Below are 20,366 nucleotides of genomic sequence, written 5' to 3'. Positions count from 1 at the left end.
TCTGCTCGAGCGGCGCATGGCAGAGCTCGAGGCCTCGCGCACCCAGCCCATCGCGATCGTGTCGATGGCGTGCCGACTGCCAGGGGGCGTGGCGACGCCGGAAGACTACTGGCGTCTCCTGGCGGAAGGGAAGGACGCGATCGAGGGCTTCCCTTCCCGATGGGAGTCGTTCTCTGTTTACGACCCCGATCCGGAGGTCGTGGGCAAGAGCTACGTGCGCGAGGGTGGATTCCTGCGGGATATCGATGTCTTCGACGCGAGCTTCTTCGGGATCTCGCCTCATGAGGCGCAGGGGATGGATCCCCAGCAGCGGCTGGTGCTGGAGACGGCGTGGGAGGCGCTGGAGCGGGCCGGCGTGCGCCCCTCGGCGCTGAGCGAGAGCTCCACCGGGGTATACCTGGGCTCGATGGGCTCGGACTACGGTGCTCTTCTCGGCGGTGACCTCGCCGCGCTGGACGGGTACCGGGGTACGGGGAGCGCGGCGAGCGTGCTTTCCGGCCGGGTGGCTTACGTGCTGGGGCTTCAGGGCCCAGCGATCACGGTGGACACGGCGTGCTCGTCGTCGCTTGTGTCGCTGCACCTGGCGTGCGCGGCGCTGCGCCAGGGCGAATGCGACCTGGCGCTGGCCGGCGGGGTCACGGTCATGAGCACCCCCGTGCTGTTCGTGGAGTTCAGCCGCCTCAAGGGGATGGCCCGAGACGGTCGGTGCAAGAGCTTCTCGGCGCAGGCGGACGGAGCGGGCTGGGCCGAGGGGTGCGGGATGCTGTTGCTGAAGCGGCTGTCTGACGCGCAGCGCGACGGCGACCGAGTGCTGGGGGTGATCCGTGGCTCGGCGGTGAACCAGGACGGCCGCAGCCAGGGTCTGACGGCGCCGAACGGCCCTGCCCAGCAGCGGGTGATCCGGCAGGCGCTGTCGTCGTGCCGGCTGTCGCCTCAGGACATCGACGCGGTGGAGGCGCACGGGACAGGCACGAGCCTTGGAGACCCGATCGAGGCCGGAGCGCTGGCGGAGGTGTTTGGCCCGAAGCGTGGCCCCGAGCGTCCTCTGTACCTGGGGTCGTCGAAGTCGAACCTGGGACATGCGCAGGCGGCCGCGGGTGTGGCGGGCGTGATCAAGATGGTGCTGGCGCTGCAGCACGAGGTGCTGCCGAAGACGCTGCACGCGGAGCAGTCGAGCCCGCACGTTGCGTGGGAGGGGAGCGGGCTGTCGCTGCTTCAAGAGGCGCGTCCGTGGCGGCGGAACGGCCGGGTCCGTCGTGCCGGGGTGTCGTCGTTCGGCATCAGCGGGACCAACGCGCATATCATCCTCGAAGAAGCGCCCAGCGAGGCGCGGCGTGAGCCCGTCGAGGTCAAGGCCGAGGTGGCGCCTGCGGCGATGCCGCTGGTGCTGTCGGGTCGAGACGAGGCTGCGGTGAATGCGCAGGCCGGGCGCTGGGCGAAGTGGCTGGAAGAGCACGCGGAGGTGGGGTGGGCGGACGTGGTGCGCACGGCAGCGCTGCACCGTACGCACTTCGAGGCACGCGCGTCGGTGCATGCGGCGAGCGCTGCGGAAGCTGTGGAGGGTCTTCGCGCGCAGTCAGAGGGTCGCGGCCACCGCGCGGTGGCCGTGGGCAAGGCGCGGGAGCGAGGCAAGGTGGTGTTCGTGTTCCCCGGCCAGGGGAGCCAGTGGCCGGGGATGGGCCGAGCGCTGCTGGAGCAGAGCGCGGCGTTCGCGGAGGCGGTGCAGGCGTGTGACGCGGCGCTGCGGCCGTGGACGGGCTGGTCTGTGCTGTCGGTGCTGCGCGGCGAGGCGGGTGAGGCAGGTGAGGCAGGTGAGGAGCTGCCGTCGCTGGGGCGCGTGGACGTGGTGCAGCCGGCGCTGTTCGCGATGTGCGTGGGTCTGGCCGCGGCGTGGCGGTCGCTGGGGCTGGAGCCCGCGGCGGTGGTGGGCCACAGCCAGGGCGAGGTGTCGGCGGCGGTGGTGTGCGGAGCGCTGTCGCTGGCGGAGGGAGCGCGGGTCGTGGCGCTGCGCAGCCAGGCGGTGCGGCAGCAGTCGGGGGTGGGGGCGATGATGCTGGTCGAGCGTCCGGTCTCGGAGGTGCAGCAGCGCATCGAGCGGTACGGCGACGCGCTGGCGATAGCGGCGGTGAACACGTCGAGCTCGACGGTGGTGTCGGGGGACGTGGAGGCAGTGGACGGGCTGATGGCGGAGCTGACGGCAGAAGGTGTGTTCTGCCGGAGGGTCAATGTCGACTACGCGTCGCACAGCGCGCACATGGATGCGCTGCTGCCCGAGCTGGGGGCGAAGCTGTCGTCGCTCAGGCCGAAGGCGACGGAGATCCCGTTTTACTCGACGGTGACAGGAGAGGCGTCGCGCGGCGAGGGGCTGGACGGCGAGTACTGGTGCCGCAACCTTCGGCAGACGGTGCGGCTGGACCGAGCGCTGGCGAAGCTGCTGGAGGACGGCCACGGGGTGTTCGTGGAGGTGAGCGCGCACCCGGTGCTGGCGATGCCGCTGACGACGGCGTGCGCGGAGGCGCAAGGGGTGGTGGTGGGGAGCCTGCAGCGCGACGAAGGTGGGGTGTCGCAGCTGTACAGGACGCTGGGGCAACTGCACGTGCAGGGGCACGAGGTGGACTGGACACGGGTGCTGTCGGGCCGTGGCGGCCGGTCCGTGGAGCTGCCGACCTATGCGTTCCAGCGGCAGCGCTACTGGCTGGATATCTCGAAGGCGCGTACTGACGTGGGCTCGGCGGGGCTCAAGGCAGCAGCACATCCGCTGCTCGGAGCGGCGACGAAGCTGGCCGACGGCGACGGCCATCTGTTCACAGGCCGGCTGTCGCTGGGTGAGCAGCCGTGGCTCCGCGACCATGCGGTGTTTGGTAACGTGGTGTTCCCGGGCACGGGGATGCTGGAGCTCGCGCTGGCGGCCGGGCGCACAGCGGGCAGCGGGGCGCTGTCGGAGATGGTCTTGGCCGAGCCGCTGGTGCTCGCCGAGGACGTGGCCGTGCGATTGCAGCTCTCGGTCGGGGCGCCCGACGCCGCGGGCCGGCGTGAGTTCGGGCTGTACAGCCAGCCGGAGCAGGGGCCGGAAGACGCCCCCTGGGTGCAGCACGCGACGGGCGTGTTGACCGACGAGCCCCTCGGCACCCCTGGCGAGCTCGATGAGCTGACGACGTGGCCAGTGCCCGGCGCCGAGGCGGTGGATCTCTCCGGCTTCTACGAGCGGCTGGAGGTGCGTGGACTCCACTACGGCCCGGCCTTCCAGGGGCTCGTGGAGCTGTGGCGTCGAGGCACGACGTTGTTCGGCCGCGTGGTGTTGCCCAAGGCCGCGGGGGACAGCGCCGAGGACTATGGCGTGCATCCGGCGCTGATGGACGCCGCGCTGCACACGATGGTTGCGGCCTTCCCGGAGATGGCAGAGCAAGACGCCGTCTTGTTGCCGTTCGCCTGGTCGGATGTGGTGCTGCACGCCATGGGCGCGAGCGAGCTCCGGGTCCGGATGGATCTCCAGGATCACGGCGCAGAGCAGGCGATGGCTTCGCTGTACGTCGCTGACTCCGTGGGGCAACTTGTGGTGAGCATCGGCGAGCTGAAGCTGCGCTGGGCGACGGCCGAGCAGCTGAGGGAGGCGACCCGTGCCGAGGCGCAGCATCTGTACCGGGTGGACTTCCGCCCTGTGCGTCTCGTGGACGGTTCGTCGGAGCCGGCCCCGCCAATGCTTGTCATGGTCCCGGAGGGGCGAGGGCAACTGGCCGAGATCCTGGAGGCGGAGGCGGTCGCGAGCCTCGATGTATTGCTCGCACGTCTCGAGCAGGGCGCGAGCGCGCCTGTGCGGGTGGTGGTCGATGTCACTGATTCCGCTCCCAGCCAATTGGCCGTGGCGGCGTCGTCGCACGAGGCGGCGCGACAGGCGCTGTCGCTGCTGCAAGCGTGGGTGTCGGAGCCCCGGCTCGAGGGGGTGGAGCTGGTGTGGGTGACGCGGGATGCGGTCAGCGCCGGTCCGGGCGACGGTGTCCAGGACCTGGCGCACGCGCCGCTGTGGGGGCTTGTTCGCACGGCGCGCAACGAGCACCCCGAGCGCCGGCTGCGCCTGATCGACGTCGGGACCGAGGCTGTGGACGGCGAGCTGCTGGCGCGCGCGCTGGCGATGGCGACGGAGCCGGAGCTTGCGCTGCGCGGCGGCGCGGCGCTGGCCGCGCGCCTGGTGCGCGTGCAGGCGGTGGAAGAGGTCACCCGAACTCGCGGGCTGGACCCGGCAGGCACCGTGCTGGTGACCGGGGGAACAGGCGAGCTGGGTCAGGCCGTTGCGGAGCATCTGGTGCGCGAGCACGGAGTGCGGCACCTTGTGCTGACGTCGCGCCGTGGGCTGGAGGCGCCCGGGGCCCGGGAGCTCGTGCAATCGCTCGGGGAGCTCGGCGCCGAGACCGTGACGGTGGCGGTGTGTGACGTGTCGAAGCGGGAGGAGGTCGCGCGGGTGCTGGCCGGAATCGAGGCCGCGCACCCGCTGACCGCGGTGCTGCACCTGGCCGGCGTGCTCGACGACGGCGTGCTCGACGACGGCGTCCTCGCCGCCCAGACGCCGGAGCGCATTTCACGGGTGTTCGCGTCGAAGGTGGACGGGGCGCTGCACCTGCACGAGCTGACGCTGGAGCTCGACCTCTCGGCGTTCGTGCTGTTCTCGTCGGCGGCCGGTACATTTGGGACGGCGGGCCAGAGCAACTACGCGGCGGCCAACAGTTTCCTCGACGCGCTCGCGGCGCACCGCCGCAGCCGCGGGCTCGCGGCGACGAGCCTGGCGTGGGGGTCGTGGATGCCGGAGCCGACGGGTACCGCCCGACCGAGCACCGCCGAGCCGGGAGCCACGAAACAATCTGGTCTGATGCCGATCTCCTTCAGCGCGGGGTTGTCGCTTCTGGACGCGGCGCTCTCGCGGCCTGAAGCGAGCCTGGTTTCGGCGTACCTGGACCTCGCCAGGCTGCAGAGAGGAGTCGAGGCCAGCGGCCAGCTGCCTGCGCTGCTCCGGGCGCTGCTGCGTCCGGGCCTGCGCAAGGCTACGTTTGGAACCCAGGAAGCCTCGGCGCTCCGTGAGCGTCTCGCGAGGCTGCCGGAGTCGGAGCGCCTGAATGCGCTCGTCGAGCTGGTTCGGGCCGAGGTGGCCGTGGTGCTCGGGCTGCCACGCCGTGAGGCTGTGGCAGCAGATCAGGTGCTCAAGGATTTGGGGCTCGACTCGTTGATGGCGGTGGCGCTGCGCAACCGCCTCACCGCCCGGACCGAGACTCCATTGCCGGCGACGCTGGTCTTTGACTACCCGACGCCGCGGGCCGTCGCGGAGCTGCTGCTGAAGCAGGCGTTCTCGGAGCTGAAGAGCGCGGGGGCCCGCCCGCGGGGGCGTCGTCGCGGGCAGGAGGACGAGCCCATCGCTATCGTGTCGATGGCGTGCCGGCTGCCAGGGGGCGTGGCGACGCCGGAAGACTACTGGCTTGGCCTGGCGGAAGGGAAGGACGCGATCGAGGGCTTCCCTGCACGCTGGGACGCCCTTAGTATCTACGCTCCTGATCCGGACGCCGTGGGCAAGAGCTATGCGCGCGAGGGAGGCTTCGTTCACGGCGTCGACCTCTTCGACGCGGGCTTTTTCGGGATCTCACCGCGCGAGGCGCAGGCGATGGATCCCCAGCAGCGGCTGGTGCTGGAGACGGCGTGGGAGGCGCTGGAGCGGGCCGGCATGCGCCCCTCGGCGCTGAGCGGGAGCGCTACCGGGGTATACCTGGGCTCGGCCGGCTCGGACTACGGCAGCCAGACCGGGAGCGTCCTGGATGCTCTGGACGGGTACCAGATGACGGGGAATCTTGGCTCCGTGATCTCTGGCCGGGTGGCTTACGTGCTGGGGCTTCAGGGCCCAGCGATCACGGTGGACACGGCGTGCTCGTCGTCGCTTGTGTCGCTGCACCTGGCGTGCGCGGCGCTGCGCCAGGGCGAATGCGACCTGGCGCTGGCCGGCGGGGTCACGGTCATGAGCACCCCCGTGCTGTTCGTGGAGTTCAGCCGCCTCAAGGGGATGGCCCGAGACGGTCGGTGCAAGAGCTTCTCGGCGCAGGCGGACGGAGCGGGCTGGGCCGAGGGGTGCGGGATGCTGTTGCTGAAGCGGCTGTCTGACGCGCAGCGCGACGGCGACCGAGTGCTGGGGGTGATCCGTGGCTCGGCGGTGAACCAGGACGGCCGCAGCCAGGGTCTGACGGCGCCGAACGGCCCTGCCCAGCAGCGGGTGATCCGGCAGGCGCTATCGTCGTGTGGTCTGTCGCCCGAGGACATCGACGCGGTGGAGGCGCACGGGACGGGCACGAGCCTTGGAGACCCGATCGAGGCCGGAGCGCTGGCGGAGGTGTTTGGCCCGAAGCGTAGCCCCGAGCGTCCTCTGTACCTGGGGTCGTCGAAGTCGAACCTGGGGCACACGGGACCTGCCGCGGGTGTGGCGGGCGTGATCAAGATGGTGCTGGCGCTGCAGCACGAGGTGCTGCCGAAGACGCTGCACGCGGAGCAGCCGAGCTTGCACATCGCGTGGGAGGGGAGCGGGCTGTCGCTGCTTCAAGAGGCGCGTCCGTGGCGGCGGAACGGCCGGGTCCGTCGTGCCGGGGTGTCGTCGTTCGGCATCAGCGGGACCAACGCGCATATCATCCTCGAAGAAGCGCCCAGCGAGGCGCGGCGTGAGCCCGTCGAGGTCAAGGCCGAGGTGGCGCCTGCGGCGATGCCGCTGGTGCTGTCGGGTCGAGACGAGGCTGCGGTGAATGCGCAGGCCGGGCGCTGGGCGAAGTGGCTGGAAGAGCACGCGGAGGTGGGGTGGGCGGACGTGGTGCGCACGGCAGCGCTGCACCGTACGCACTTCGAGGCACGCGCGTCGGTGCATGCGGCGAGCGTTGCGGAAGCTGTGGAGGGTCTTCGCGCGCAGTCAGAGGGTCGCGGCCACCGCGCGGTGGCCGTGGGCAAGGCGCGGGAGCGAGGCAAGGTGGTGTTCGTGTTCCCCGGCCAGGGGAGCCAGTGGCCGGGGATGGGCCGAGCGCTGCTGGAGCAGAGCGCGGCGTTCGCGGAGGCGGTGCAGGCGTGTGACGCGGCGCTGCGGCCGTGGACGGGCTGGTCTGTGCTGTCGGTGCTGCGCGGAGAAGGCGGGGAGGAGCAGCCGTCGCTGGAGCGGGTGGACGTGGTGCAGCCAGCGCTGTTCGCGATGTGCGTGGGCCTGGCCGCGGCGTGGCGGTCGCTGGGGCTGGAGCCCGCGGCGGTGGTGGGCCACAGCCAGGGCGAGGTGTCGGCGGCGGTGGTGTGCGGAGCGCTGTCGCTGGCGGAGGGAGCGCGGGTCGTGGCGCTGCGCAGCCAGGCGGTGCGTCAGCGGTCGGGGTCAGGGGCGATGATGCTGGTCGAGCGTCCGGTCTCGGAGGTGCAGCAGCGCATCGAGCGGTACGGCGACGCGCTGGCGATAGCGGCGGTGAACACGTCGAGCTCGACGGTGGTGTCGGGGGACGTGGAGGCAGTGGACGGGCTGATGGCGGAGCTGACGGCAGAAGGTGTGTTCTGCCGGAGGGTCAATGTCGACTACGCGTCGCACAGCGCGCACATGGATGCGCTGCTGCCCGAGCTGGGGGCGAAGCTGTCGTCGCTCAGGCCGAAGGCGACGGAGATCCCGTTTTACTCGACGGTGACAGGAGAGGCGTCGCGCGGCGAGGGGCTGGACGGCGAGTACTGGTGCCGCAACCTTCGGCAGACGGTGCGGCTGGACCGAGCGCTGGCGAAGCTGCTGGAGGACGGCCACGGGGTGTTCGTGGAGGTGAGCGCGCACCCGGTGCTGGCGATGCCGCTGACGACGGCGTGCGCGGAGGCGCAAGGGGTGGTGGTGGGGAGCCTGCAGCGCGACGAAGGTGGGGTGTCGCAGCTGTACAGGACGCTGGGGCAACTGCACGTGCAGGGGCACGAGGTGGACTGGACACGGGTGCTGTCGGGCCGTGGCGGCCGGTCCGTGGAGCTGCCGACCTACGCGTTCCAGCGGCAGCGCTACTGGCTGGATATCTCGAAGGCGCGTACCGACGTGGGCTCGGCGGGGCTCAAGGCAGCAGCACATCCGCTGCTCGGAGCGGCGACGAAGCTGGCCGACGGCGACGGCCATCTGTTCACAGGCCGGCTGTCGCTGGGTGAGCAGCCGTGGCTCCGCGACCATGCGGTGTTTGGTAACGTGGTGTTCCCGGGCACGGGGATGCTGGAGCTCGCGCTGGCGGCCGGGCGCACAGCGGGCAGCGGGGCGCTGTCGGAGATGGTCTTGGCCGAGCCGCTGGTGCTCGCCGAGGACGTGGCCGTGCGATTGCAGCTCTCGGTCGGGGCGCCCGACGCCGCGGGCCGGCGTGAGTTCGGGCTGTACAGCCAGCCGGAGCAGGGGCCGGAAGACGCCCCCTGGGTGCAGCACGCGACGGGCGTGTTGACCGACGAGCCCCTCGGCACCCCTGGCGAGCTCGATGAGCTGACGACGTGGCCAGTGCCCGGCGCCGAGGCGGTGGATCTCTCCGGCTTCTACGAGCGGCTGGAGGTGCGTGGACTCCACTACGGCCCGGCCTTCCAGGGGCTCGTGGAGCTGTGGCGTCGAGGCACGACGTTGTTCGGCCGCGTGGTGTTGCCCAAGGCCGCGGGGGACAGCGCCGAGGACTATGGCGTGCATCCGGCGCTGATGGACGCCGCGCTGCACACGATGGTTGCGGCCCTCTCCGAGAGGCCAGGAGCGAACGAGGTGCTCCTGCCGTTCGCCTGGTCGGACGTGGTGCTGCACGCCATGGGAGCGAGCGAGCTCCGGGTCCGGATGGAGCTCCAGGAGACTGGGGGCTCCAGGCAGATCACGGCTTCCTTGTCCGTTGCAGATGCGACCGGCCAGCCCGTGGCGAGCGTCGGCGAGCTGCAGCTGCGCTGGGCGACGGCCGAGCAGCTGAGGGCGGCGATCCGTACCGAGGCGCAGCATCTGTATCGGGTGGACTTCCGCCCTGTGCGCCTCGTGGCCGGCTTGTCGGAGCCGGCCCCGCCAATGCTTGTCATGGTCCCGGAGGGGCGAGGGCAACTGGCCGAGATCCTGGAAGCGGAGGCGGTCGCGAGCCTCGATGCATTGGTTGCGCGCCTCGAGCAGGGCGCGAGCGCGCCTGTGCGGGTGGTGGTCGATGTCACTGCTGCCGCTCTCAGCCAGTCGGGCGTGGTGGCGGCGTCGCACGAGGCGACACGAGAGGCGCTGTCGCTGCTGCAAGCGTGGGTGTCGGAGCCCTGGCTCGAGGGGGTGGAGCTGGTGTGGGTGACGCGGGATGCGGTCAGCGCCGGTCCGGGCGACGGTGTCCAGGACCTGGCGCACGCGCCGCTGTGGGGGCTTGTTCGCACGGCGCGCAACGAGCACCCCGAGCGCCGGCTGCGCCTGATCGACGTCGGGACCGAGGCTGTGGACGGCGAGCTGCTGGCGCGCGCGCTGGTGATGACGACGGAGCCTGAGCTTGCGCTGCGTGGCGGCGCGGCGCTGGCCGCGCGCCTGGTGCGCGTGCAGGCGGCAGCGGAGACGCTCACGCCGGCTCGTGGGCTGGACCCGACGGGCACGGTCCTGGTGACCGGGGGAACAGGCGAGCTGGGTCAGGCCGTTGCGGAGCATCTGGTGCGCGAGCACGGAGTGCGGCACCTTGTGCTGACGTCGCGCCGTGGGCTGGAGGCGCCCGGGGCCCGGGAGCTCGTGCAATCGCTCGAGGAGCTCGGCGCCGAGACCGTGACGGTGGCGGCGTGTGACGTGTCGGAGCGGGAGGAGGTCGCGCGGGTGCTGGCCGGAATCGAGGCCGCGCACCCGCTGACCGCGGTGCTGCACCTGGCCGGCGTGCTCGACGACGGCGTGCTGTCGTCGCAGACGCCTGAGCGCATTTCACGGGTGTTCGCGCCGAAGGTGGACGGGGCGCTGCACCTGCACGAGCTGACGCTGGAGCTCGACCTCTCGGCGTTCGTGCTGTTCTCGTCGGCGGCCGGGACGCTCGGGACGTCGGGCCAGAGCAACTACGCGGCGGCCAACAGCTTCCTCGACGCGCTCGCGGCGCACCGCCGCAGCCGCGGGCTCGCGGCGACGAGCCTGGCGTGGGGCTTCTGGGCGCAAGCGGGTGTGGGCATGACAGCGCACCTGGGCGAGGCCGAGCTGTCACGCATCCGGCGCGCAGGGCTTGTGCCGATGTCGATCGAGGAGGGCCTCTCGCTGCTGGATGCCGCGCTCCTGCGCCCCGAGGCGAGCCTGGCCCCGGTGCGCTTCGATCTGGCGACGCTCCAGCGCAAGCTCGACACCGGCGGCGCGCTGCCTCCGCTGTTCCTGGCCTTGCTGCGCCCGGGCCTGCGCCGGGTTTCCTCAGCATCACAGGGCACCTCGGCGATTCGCGAGCGTCTCGTGGCGCTGCCTGAGCAGGAGCGGTTGAAGTCGCTCGTCGCTCTGGTTCAAGCCGAGGTCGCCGCGGTGCTCGGGTTGCAGGGAGCGGCTGCTATCCGGGCCGACCAGCCCCTGCTGGAGCTCGGAATGGACTCCTTGATGGCGGTGGAGCTTCGAAACCGGCTCTCCAGCCTGATCGGCGCCACGCTCCCCGTCACCGTGGCCTTCACACGTCCGGACTCCAGGTCCATCGGTGCTTTCCTCCTCGACATGCTCCCTTCGGCCGGGGAGCGCTCGCTTCCGGGGAACGACAAGGTCGCCGGCAAGTGGCTTCGCATCCTCAGGTCGCCGCGCGTCCCCGCCGTCCGGATCGTCTGCTTCCCGGGCGCTGGAGGGGCAGCCTCTCTGTTCTTGCCCCTCGCCCAGCATGTGGCCGATGACGTGGAGTTCGTGGCGATCCAGGCCCCGGCTCGGGGCGATCGGCTCGCAGAGACGCCGGTCACGGACATGAGCGTCTTCGTCAGCGAGGTGTGCGATGCGCTGCGCGAGCGACTCGACTTGCCCACGCTGTTCTTCGGCTACAGCTTCGGGACATGGACCGCTTACGCGGTGCTGTGCGGAGCCTTGTCTCGTGGCGTGCATCGTGCGCCGCTCGGCCTCGCCGTCGCCTGCATGAGCCCGCCGTCCGACGCACGACAGAGCACGATGCAAGTGGGGATCGAGGAGGATGACGACACCGTCGTGAAGAGAATGGCCGCGGTCGGGGCATGGCCGGAGGCAGCCCTGGACGACGGCGAGCTTCGTGCGGCGCTCCTCCCCTCGTTCCGTGCGGATGCGCGGCTTGGAATGAGCTATCGGTGGGCCGAGGAAAAGCTGCTGGACGTCCCTGTCCTCGCCGTGGCAGCGACGAGGGACGAGATCATCCCAGATGCGTCATCCATCGAGGCGTGGCGTCAGGTGACGACAGGAGGCTTTGTCATGAGCCACCTCGACGGCACGCACTCGCTCGTCCTGGATGATCCTGCGAGCCTGGCACGAGAGCTGTCGACGTGCGTGGAGACGCAGCTGTGGCCAGGGAGAGAGCGCTCGAGCGACCGCGCCACCCAGGCATCTGGTGACAGGCGCGAGGACGGCGCGGCGGCTGGTGTCGACGGCATGCCGTCGCCCGGAGAAGAGCGCGGGAGACCGGGCACCAGCCAACCGCAAGCTTACGTGGGCTGATCGGCAGGAGGCACCTCGGTAATTCCCATCAAAGATGGAGAATGCCGCCCATGTATAAATAGCGGGGAGGGACACCTCACGCCGCGAACCCCATCGAACGCAGCGTCGTCGAGACAGAGATGTCGTATCCGCGTTGCGGAGAAGCCAGCTGTTGACGCTCGCTGCAAACCGCGGAATTCCGGACAGCCCGAGCGCTGGGTGAGTCGTTCGTCACCTGAGGGATCCCCTCATTTTCGTGGCGGAAATTAGTGGTCGCAGAGAACTGCTCCACGGTCGGCATGCGTAGGTCCATTGGTGACATGAGTCATCGAAATCTTCGAGCTTCATGGACCTCGAAACGAATAATTGTGCCGTGCGAGTGAGAAATCGTCGTCGCTGACCGGAATATATATTGGCAGGAGGCGACCAGCGAGCCTAGCGCATGCGCCGTTGGTCCGAGCGACATCATGACGACTTTCGCGAAGAACGCGCATCAGCCTGCCACACATGACTCCGCACCTGCGCCATCTACGCAGACCAGTCGCCCGAAAGTCGACCCGAAGTACATCCAGACCTTCGTCGAGAATTTGTTCGGCGATGACCTGCACGCGATGCGCGTCCTGTCGCTCGCGAACGGCGTCGTTGGCGTCCTGCACGCGGCGGTGCTGGCCATCCATGCCATCGGCCAAGCATATGCGAAGGTCGCAAACGTCAAGCCGAAGAGTGGAGTCAAGCAGGTCGACCGGCTGCTGGGCAATACCGGCATCGACGTGTTCCATTCCCTGAAGTCGTGGGTAGAGTTCGTGATCGGGGTCCGCAAAGAGATCGTTGTCGCGTTGGACTGGACGGACTTCGAGAAGGACGATCACACGACGCTCTGCGCCTACCTTGTGACGCGGCATGGTCGTGCCACGCCGCTGGCATGGAAGACGGTGAAGAAGTCCGCGTTGAAAGGCACTCAGAAGGACCACGAATACGAGCTCATCGAGTGGCTCCACGCGGCCATCGACGAGACGGTCGAGGTCATTCTGCTCGCCGACCGGGGCTTCGGCGATCGCAAGCTCTACGACTTTTTGGAGTTCATGGGCTGGGACTTCGTAATCCGCTTCCGCGGGGGTATCGTCGTCGAGAACGCGGCCGGGGAAGCGAGGTCCGCCAGCGCGTGGGTGCCGGCGAGCCGCCGCGCCACGATGCTGCGCGAGGTGCGCGTCACCGCCGACCGCGCGAAGGTCCCGGCCGTCGTCCTTGTCCACGCGCCGAAGATGAAGGAGCCGTGGTGTTTGGCCACAACGCTTTCGGGCCGCAAGGCGGGCGATATCGTCAAGCTCTACGGCAAGAGGTTCACGATCGAGGAGACGTTTCGAGACATCAAGGACAACCACTTCGGGATGGGCCTCTCCGCCACGCACATCCACAACGCCGGCCGGCGCGATCGCCTGCTGCTGCTCGCGGCCATCGCCCATGCACTCTTGACGCTGCTCGGCGCTGCGAGCGAGGAGGCCGGCCTCGATCGGTATCTGAAGGTCAACACCGTCAAGCGCCGCACACATTCGCTCTACCGCCAGGGGCTCTACTGGTACGACTGCATTCCCACCCTGCGCGAGGACTGGCTTCGGCCTCTCATGACGGCCTTCGATCGCATCGTCCGGGAGCACGCCGTCTTTCGCGAGATTTTCGGCATTATTTGAGGGGATTCCCCAGGTGACCCTCCGCTCGACCGCGGTCTCGGTGCGTGCGCTGTGGCTGATCACATCAGCATGGCAGCACGACGTTGCCGCGTGTCGTCGTGCGGTGCGGGTTCCTCGAGCTGTTCCAGGCTCGCCCTCGCGTCCGCATCCACGCCTGGGGCTTTGAACAGCGGGCCGGCTGTTGAATCCAGGAGGCAGCGGCTGAGGAAGCTCCGGATCGTCGACGGAGAGCAGAGCCTCCACTGCCCATACCGCAGGCCGACGAGCACCTTCAGCGTCTCGCGCACCTCGACATCGGCTTCGAGACGCGGGCCAGCGGGCTCGCGCAGTAGACCGAGCCTTTCGCGACGGCGTGCCGCGCGTAGACGCTCTCGACGTGGTGCGCCGATTGCTGCAAGGCGGCGCCGTTCAGCCGGTCGCATAGCGCTCCGGGCTTTCCCTGGCGGGCAGGGTGGTACATGCCACGCCGCTCCGACGGCCAGGTGCAGAAGATGAGGAGCTGCTGCTCCACGGCGAGGCGGCTGCGCGTCGGCACGCAAGCCAGCCACGCGTCGGTGCGAGCTGGCGATCCCCCCCGCCAGCCCGCTCACTCCTCCGCCAGCCCGCTCACTCCTCCGCCGGCCGGTGCGCCTCTCGCCCCAGCCCGGCGGCGTTCGGCTCGGCGAAGCCGAGCCGGCGGTGCATCACCGCAACGGTCCCTATCAGCACCACGAGCCCCAGCCCGAACGCGAGCGCCGCCCGCACGAGGAGCGGCCCGCCGGTGAGCGCGGCGAAGATCGCCTGCACCGCCCAGTGGTTCGGTAGCGGCGCGAGCACCCAGGCGAGCGGGCCCTTCAAGACGAAGCCCGCCACCGGGACCGTCGTGAAGAAGAACAGGAGCCCCTTGAGCATCGCTATCGCGCCGAGCTGATTGGCCGCGAAGGTCCCCACGATGAGCCCCAGGACGAGCCCCACCGGGAGCGCCGCGGCGACCGCCAGTAACAGGGGGCCGAACGGCACGTCGATCCCGGTGACCAGCAGCGTCGATGTCATGGCGAGCGTGACGCCGAGCAGGGCGCCCGCCGAGAGCTTCGCCGTCAGGTATTCGGCGAAGCGCAACGGCGTCACCACGTAGACGCGCAGGGTCCCGCTCTCCTTCTCGTCGAGGATGGAGAAGCCCACCGCGAGCCCCGCGACGAGCAGCACCGAAAAGGCGAGCAGCGACGCCGCCATGGATCGCGTCGGCGGGCGCTCCTCGCCGAGCGACGCCACCGTGACCTGCGGAGCCCCCGGCGCGGCGGCCAGATCGGTCGCGTCGGCGACGAGCTGCGCGAGCTGCACGACATACCCCGCCTCATTGCCCTCGAACACGATCTCCGTGGCGCCGTCCTTGAGAACGAAGCCAGGCACGTCGTCGATGACCTCGACCCGTCGGACCACCGCCGCCCGATCCGGCAGCACCACGACCTCTCCCTTGTCCCTCAGCGAGGCCAGGAGGGCAGGGGACAGATCCGGCGTGACCGCGAACGTGAGCGGTACCCCATCCATCAGCGGCACCATCAGCCGCATCAGCATCGCAAGCAGGAACGGACCGATGACGAGGTACGTGATGATGCTCTCGCGCCGGCCGACCTTGAAGTCCTTCGCGAGGATGGCTGCGATCCTTCCGAACATCACCGCACCTCCCGCATGAGACGCCGCGAGACCGCCACATAGGCGAAGAGCGCGGCGACCACGAAAAACCCGCCGATGCCGAGCGCCGCATCGAGCACGACGGCCTCCTTGCCCGACGGGAACAAGAGCTCCCGCGTGCCGAACATCACATGGTACGTGGGCAGGAGCCGGAGCAACGGCATATCGAGCGACGGCAGCTCATAGGCCGCCATCGGCACCGAGAGCCCTATCCCGACCAGCACCAGGGGATAGAAGAACGCCGACAGGTTCGCGAAAAAGACCGACAGCCCGACGCCGAAGAGCGTCAGCCCCGCCGCAGCCCCGATCACCAGGGCGAGCGCAGGCAGGTTGAGCAGGGCCGAGGGCAGCCCGAACCCGGTGAGCACCAGCGTGCCGAGCGCCGCGAGGCCCGCATTCACGAGCAGCTTGGACGCGATGTACACGAGCGGCCCGCCCGGCGCGATCCGGTAGAAACGGACCGTCCCGAATGTCTTCTCCTGCAGGACCATCACCGCGCCGAACAGGAAGCCGATGATCGCGATGTCGACCGCATAGAAGATGGGCAGCATCGTGCCATTGAACGGCGGCGTCGGAGATGGCGCGCGCAGCGTGCTGACCGTGTACGTGCGCTCGACCTCGTCGCCGCGCACGCGGCTCGCGGCCACCCGCGCCGCCGCCACCTCGAGGCTCTGCACGCGCGCGCTCTCGTACCCGCGCACCAGGGCCTGAACGTCGCCCGAGCGGTCGATGACCACGCCGAGCGCCTCCCGATCTCTGGCGAGCGCTTCGCGAAGCGCCCCCTCGTCGTCGACCCGCTGAATGCCGGACGGCGCGCCCCCGGCGACCGGGGCGCGGCTCAAGACGAAGGCCTGCTTTTCGCCGCCCACGCGCTCCGGAAGCGCGAAGCCGACCAGCCCGCCGAAGAGAACGGCCATCGCCACGACGATGTGCACGAACCGGTGCCGGAGGACGACGCGCGCGTCCAGCGCGAGCAGCGTGAGCAGCGGGCGGCGCCTCGACGGGGGCGGCGAGCGTCGATCCCCGGACAACGCTGGAGCTGCCGCGCTCATGAGAGCCCCCGCCCGGTGAGCCGCACGAAGATCTCGGCCAGCGTGGCCTCCTGGGAGTGCACCGTCTCGACGCCCGGGCTCGCCAGGACACGCGCGAGATTCGCCCGCTGCTCCTCTTGATCGATGAAGAAAATCTCGCTCTCCAGCTTGCCCGACGCCCGCCGCTCCACCTTCACGGCCCGCTCCCCGAGAGACAGCTTGAGCTCGCGCGGCGCCCCCTGGGCGGCGATCTTCCCGTCGTGCAGGAACGCCACCTCGTCGCAGAGCCGATCGACCACCGCCATGTCGTGGGTCGTCAAGAGGATCCTTGCGCCGCGCTTGCGCTGCTCCTCGAGGAGATCGAGCACCGTCAGCATCGTCCCCGGGTCGAGCCCGGAGGTCGGCTCGTCCAGGAACAGGAAATCGGGTCGGTGGAAAAGCGAGCGCGCCAGCACGAGGCGCTGCTTCATGCCCTTCGAGTACGCGCCCGCGGGCTTGTCCCGGTCAGCGCCCAGCCCGAGCCGATCGAGCAGGACGTCGGGATCCTCGTGCTGTCCCGCATAGAGGCCGGCGAAGCAGGTCAGGTTCTCCTTGCCCGTGAGCTTGGGGAACAGGTTCGGGTGCTCGAACGAGACGCCGATGCGCCCGAAGAAGTCGTGGCCGAGCTTCTGGAGATCCTCTCCATCATAGCGAACGGTCCCGCTCTCCGGCCGGAGCAGGCGGATAAGCAAGTTCTGGACCGTGCTCTTGCCAGCGCCGCTCGGACCGAGAAATCCGAAAATGGAGCCCGCTTTGACGTTGAAGGAGAGGCCGCGGATCACGGGCTCCGAGGCGCCCGGGTAGCGGAAAATGAGGTTCGATACGTCGATCATGCTGTTGAATCCTCCGCCTGGGCCGCGCGATGGCCGCAGCTCGCGCTACGGCGCCGCCAGGCAGCTCGAAGCGGGAACGCGGCTCATGGATGGTTGCCGGGTCTTTCACCGAGCTCCGCGGAATCGCCGCGGGCAGGCGGCTTTACCGTCCCGAGGCGCGGGCGGACCGTACCGAGATCGACCGTTCAACGCAAGCAAAGCTAGCAAAGCTAGGCCAGAGAACCGCTCGAATCAAGGACCGGCCCACGGCCGCATCACGCCGTGCGAAATCAGGGTTGACTTCATTTACCCGTGAAGGATACAATGGCTCATTATAGCTGCGGACTATTGGCGCACTCAGGATCCAACGCGATCTGCCGGATTGCTCTACGTAGGCCTGGAGGACCCAGGTGTGTTCGAGCGAGGCCGGCGAGGATCGCTGGGATGCCCATGTCCTGAGCCTGTGCCGGCCGTCGTCTAGCAGGGGAGTTGTAGCGCTTGATCCGCCTCCGCAAGATTTTTCCATCAAGCCACGTCCGTCTGCACACCCAAATCGAAATCGATGCGTCCGCCGAGCGCGTCTGGAATGTGCTGGCCGATTTCGGCGCTTATGCCGAATGGAATCCATTCCTGCAGCAGGTCAGCGGCGCCGCGCACCCCGGCGCGAAGCTGACCGTGAAGGTGGGGCAGGAAGGGAAGCGCTCAACAACGTTTCAGGTTCGTGTCAAGACGGTTGACCAGCCCAGGGAGCTGCGCTGGACATCGGGCCTGCCGGTGCCGCGGATGTTCGAGAGCGAGCACTATCTCTGCATCAGGGAGCTCGGCCCAGACCGGGTCGTCGTGGAGCAAGGCGAGAGCTTCAGCGGCGTGCTCGTGCGATTCCTTCCCGCGAAGATGCGACAGAGCGCTGTCAGCAGCTTCGAGGCGATGAACGCGGCGCTCAAGCGGCGCGTCGAGGGAAACTAGAGGGAAACCAGAGGGAAACTCGCCGAACGCCGCAGCCCGGCCCCTGCGCGGCCACAAGGATGAGAGCGCACGGGAACGAACCATGCTAGGGATGGTATCTTCTTTGTTTCATCGTCATCCAGGGTTACGCCGCAACACGATCTCCCGCCGCTTCCGGCGGCCGGCGTCGTTGTCCTCGGGGAGAAGGGGACGATGACGAGCAGACATGGCCCCGGCTCTTCGATCACCGCCGCGTCGCTGGGGTGTCCCGAGCTCAAGAAGGATCATGGTGTCAGGTACGCCTACATCACGGGCTCGATGTACAAGGGCATTGCTTCCGAAGCGGTCGTCATTCGCATGGGCAAGGCGGGCCTGCTCGGCTTCCTGGGTACGGGCGGGCTGCGCTCCGAGCGTGTCGAGGCGGCGCTCCGGAACATCCAGGCGCAGCTCGGCCCGGATGCGCCGTACGGCGCCAACCTGCTCTGCAACCTCGACAGGCCGGCGCAGGAGGACGAGGTCGTCGACCTGTACCTGAAGTACGGGGTGCGCCGGATCGAGGCCGCTGCCTATATGCAGATGACCCCGAGCGTCGTGCGGTACCGCTGCAAGGGGCTGCGCAGGCGGCCCGATGGGTCGATCGTCGCCGAGAATCGGATCCTCGCCAAGGTCAGCCGCCCCGAGGTCGCCGAGGCGTTCCTGAGCCCGGCGCCGGAGCGCATCCTGAAGCAGCTGCTCGAGGCAGGCAGGATCACGGCCGACGAGGCGGCGCTGGCCGCGGCGGTTCCGATCTCCGACGATCTCTGCGCCGAGGCCGACTCGGGCGGCCACACCGATCAGGGCGTCGCGTTCGTGCTGATCCCGATGATGCTGATGCTCCGGGATCGGCTCGCGCGAAAATATGGATTCAAGAAGAAGATCCGCGTGGGCGCCGCGGGAGGGATCGGAACGCCGCACGCGGCGGCGGCCGCCTTCGTCCTCGGCGCCGATTTCGTCCTCACCGGCAGCATCAACCAGTGCACGGTGGAGGCCGGGACGAGCGACGCCGCCAAGGATCTCCTCCAGCAGGCCGGCGTCCAGGATACCACCCTGGCGCCGGCCGGGGACATGTTCGAGATCGGGGCGAAGGTGCAGGTCCTGCGGCGTGGGCTGTTCTTCCCGGCGCGCGCGAACAAGCTCCACGAGCTGTACCGCCGCTGCGAATCGCTCGACGAGATCGACGAGAAGACGCGCGACCAGATCCAGAGCAAGTTCTTCAAGCGCAGCTTCGCCGAGGTGTGGGACGAGACGCGACGCTACTACCTGACGCACATGCCCGGCGAGGTGCAGAAGGCAGAGGCGAATCCCAAGCACAAGATGGCCCTGGTCTTCAAGTGGTACTTCGTCCACTCGACGCGGCTGGCGATGAAGGGATCGCAGGATCAAAGGGTCGACTACCAGATCCAGTGCGGTCCGGCCATGGGCGCCTTCAACGAGTACGTGAAGGGCACGGCGATGGAGTCATGGCGTAACCGCCATGTCGATGAGGTAGCAGAGCTTATCATGACGAGGACTGCAGAGCTCCTCTCCCAGCGGTTCGCCGCGCTCGACGGGACGTGCTCCGCGTGAGCCACCCTGACCGCGGGGGTGCGGTCGACAGCTTTTACTCGGAGGTTCATGACGACCATCTATGTTTTTCCAGGGCAGGGATCTCAGTCCATCGGGATGGGGAAGGAGCTGTTTCCGAAGTACCCCCACCTGATCCGGCTGGCGGACGCCACCCTCGGTTGGTCCGTCGAGGAGCTATGCCTGAAAGGGCCCATCGAGCGGCTGAACAACACGAGGTTCACGCAGCCGGCGCTGTACGTCGTCAATGCGCTCGCGTACCTGCAGAAGGTGAGGGAGACGGGGGTCGTGCCGGATCTCCTCGCGGGCCACAGCCTGGGCGAGTACAATGCGCTCTTCGCGGCAGGCGCCTTCGATTTTCTCACGGGTCTCGAGCTCGTCAAGATGCGCGGCGCGCTGATGGGCGAGGTGTCCTGCGGGGGGATGGCCGCCGTGATGGGGATGGCGCCCGCGAGGATCAAGGACGTGCTCGCCACGTTCGAGCTCGGCGCGATCGATATCGCCAATTTCAACTCCCCGGAGCAGATCGTCATCTCCGGGTTGCAGGAGGACCTCCGCGCCGCCAAGCCGATCCTGGAGCGGGAGGGCGCGCGGATGGTCGTCCCGCTGAAGGTGAGCGCGGCCTTTCACTCGCGCTACATGGCGGACGCCGGGGCGCAGTTCGCGGAGTTCCTGTCACGCCATCACTTCTCGCGGCTGAAGATCACGGTGATCTCGAACCTGCGCGCCAGGCCCCACGAAGAGGGGGAGATCGCCGAGGCGCTGGCCAAGCACATCACGCACCCGGTGCGATGGACGCAAAGCGTGCAGTACCTGCTGGGGCACCCTTCGCCCGAATTCCACGAGGTCGGACCGGGGCGCGTGCTGTCCGGGCTGTTCAAGCAGATCCAGCAAAGCACCATGAGAGCGCAGCCGGTCGAGGGCGCGCTGGCCTCGTGACGGCGGCTCCCGTGGCGGTGCCGCGCCCTGCCGTTCCCGGTCCGCCAGCGTGACAGAG

The 20,366-nt window shown here is 69.1% G+C and carries 9 protein-coding genes and 1 pseudogene; 5 read left to right on the top strand and 5 right to left on the bottom strand.

The window, feature by feature from the left end; genetic code table 11:
- Positions 1-34 precede the first annotated feature (34 nt).
- Positions 35-11,602 (top strand): annotated as a pseudogene (locus tag WMF28_RS20550) (SDR family NAD(P)-dependent oxidoreductase); the annotation flags it as partial.
- Between the two features lie 446 nt (positions 11,603-12,048).
- Positions 12,049-13,269 (top strand): IS4 family transposase, encoded by a 1,221-nt coding sequence (locus WMF28_RS20545; protein ID WP_437603957.1) that lies wholly within the window; start codon positions 12,049-12,051, stop codon positions 13,267-13,269.
- Positions 13,270-13,328: 59 nt separating this feature from the next.
- Here the strand turns inward: WMF28_RS20545 and WMF28_RS20540 are convergent, their stop codons facing one another.
- From WMF28_RS20540 to WMF28_RS20520, 5 genes are all read right to left on the bottom strand, one after another.
- Positions 13,329-13,556: a hypothetical protein gene (locus WMF28_RS20540; RefSeq protein WP_437603956.1), complete on the bottom strand. Its 228-nt coding sequence runs from the start codon at positions 13,554-13,556 to the stop codon at positions 13,329-13,331.
- Positions 13,541-13,804 (bottom strand): hypothetical protein, encoded by a 264-nt coding sequence (locus WMF28_RS20535; protein WP_437603955.1) that lies wholly within the window; start codon positions 13,802-13,804, stop codon positions 13,541-13,543. The genes WMF28_RS20540 and WMF28_RS20535 overlap by 16 nt, the downstream gene beginning before the upstream one ends.
- A 71-nt stretch (positions 13,805-13,875) precedes the next feature.
- Positions 13,876-14,922, bottom strand: coding sequence for an ABC transporter permease (locus WMF28_RS20530; protein WP_437603954.1), 1,047 nt, complete (start codon positions 14,920-14,922; stop codon positions 13,876-13,878).
- Positions 14,922-15,971 carry an ABC transporter permease gene (locus WMF28_RS20525; protein ID WP_437603953.1) on the bottom strand — a complete coding sequence of 350 codons (1,050 nt, stop codon included), beginning with the start codon at positions 15,969-15,971 and terminating at the stop codon, positions 14,922-14,924. Before WMF28_RS20525 ends, WMF28_RS20530 begins: the two co-directional genes overlap by 1 nt.
- A gap of 17 nt (positions 15,972-15,988) precedes the next feature.
- On the bottom strand, positions 15,989-16,843 hold the full coding sequence (locus tag WMF28_RS20520; RefSeq protein WP_437603952.1) for an ABC transporter ATP-binding protein: 855 nt from the start codon (positions 16,841-16,843) through the stop codon (positions 15,989-15,991).
- A gap of 477 nt (positions 16,844-17,320) precedes the next feature.
- Here WMF28_RS20520 and WMF28_RS20515 point away from each other — a divergent pair, with 477 nt between their 5' ends.
- From WMF28_RS20515 to fabD, 3 genes are all read left to right on the top strand, one after another.
- Positions 17,321-17,788, top strand: a complete 468-nt coding sequence (locus tag WMF28_RS20515; protein WP_437603951.1) for an SRPBCC family protein — start codon at positions 17,321-17,323, stop codon at positions 17,786-17,788.
- A gap of 192 nt (positions 17,789-17,980) precedes the next feature.
- A complete protein-coding gene (locus WMF28_RS20510; protein WP_437603950.1) occupies positions 17,981-19,372 on the top strand; it encodes a PfaD family polyunsaturated fatty acid/polyketide biosynthesis protein in 1,392 nt (463 codons plus the stop codon).
- 48 nt (positions 19,373-19,420) lie between these two features.
- On the top strand, positions 19,421-20,308 hold the full coding sequence (gene fabD, locus WMF28_RS20505; protein ID WP_437603949.1) for an ACP S-malonyltransferase: 888 nt from the start codon (positions 19,421-19,423) through the stop codon (positions 20,306-20,308).
- The last annotated feature ends 58 nt before the right edge of the window (positions 20,309-20,366 follow it).

Source organism: Sorangium sp. So ce590 (genome assembly GCF_051521365.1).
Taxonomy (GTDB): Bacteria; Myxococcota_A; Polyangia; order Polyangiales; family Polyangiaceae; genus Sorangium.
This window is presented reverse-complemented; position numbering and strand designations above follow the sequence as displayed.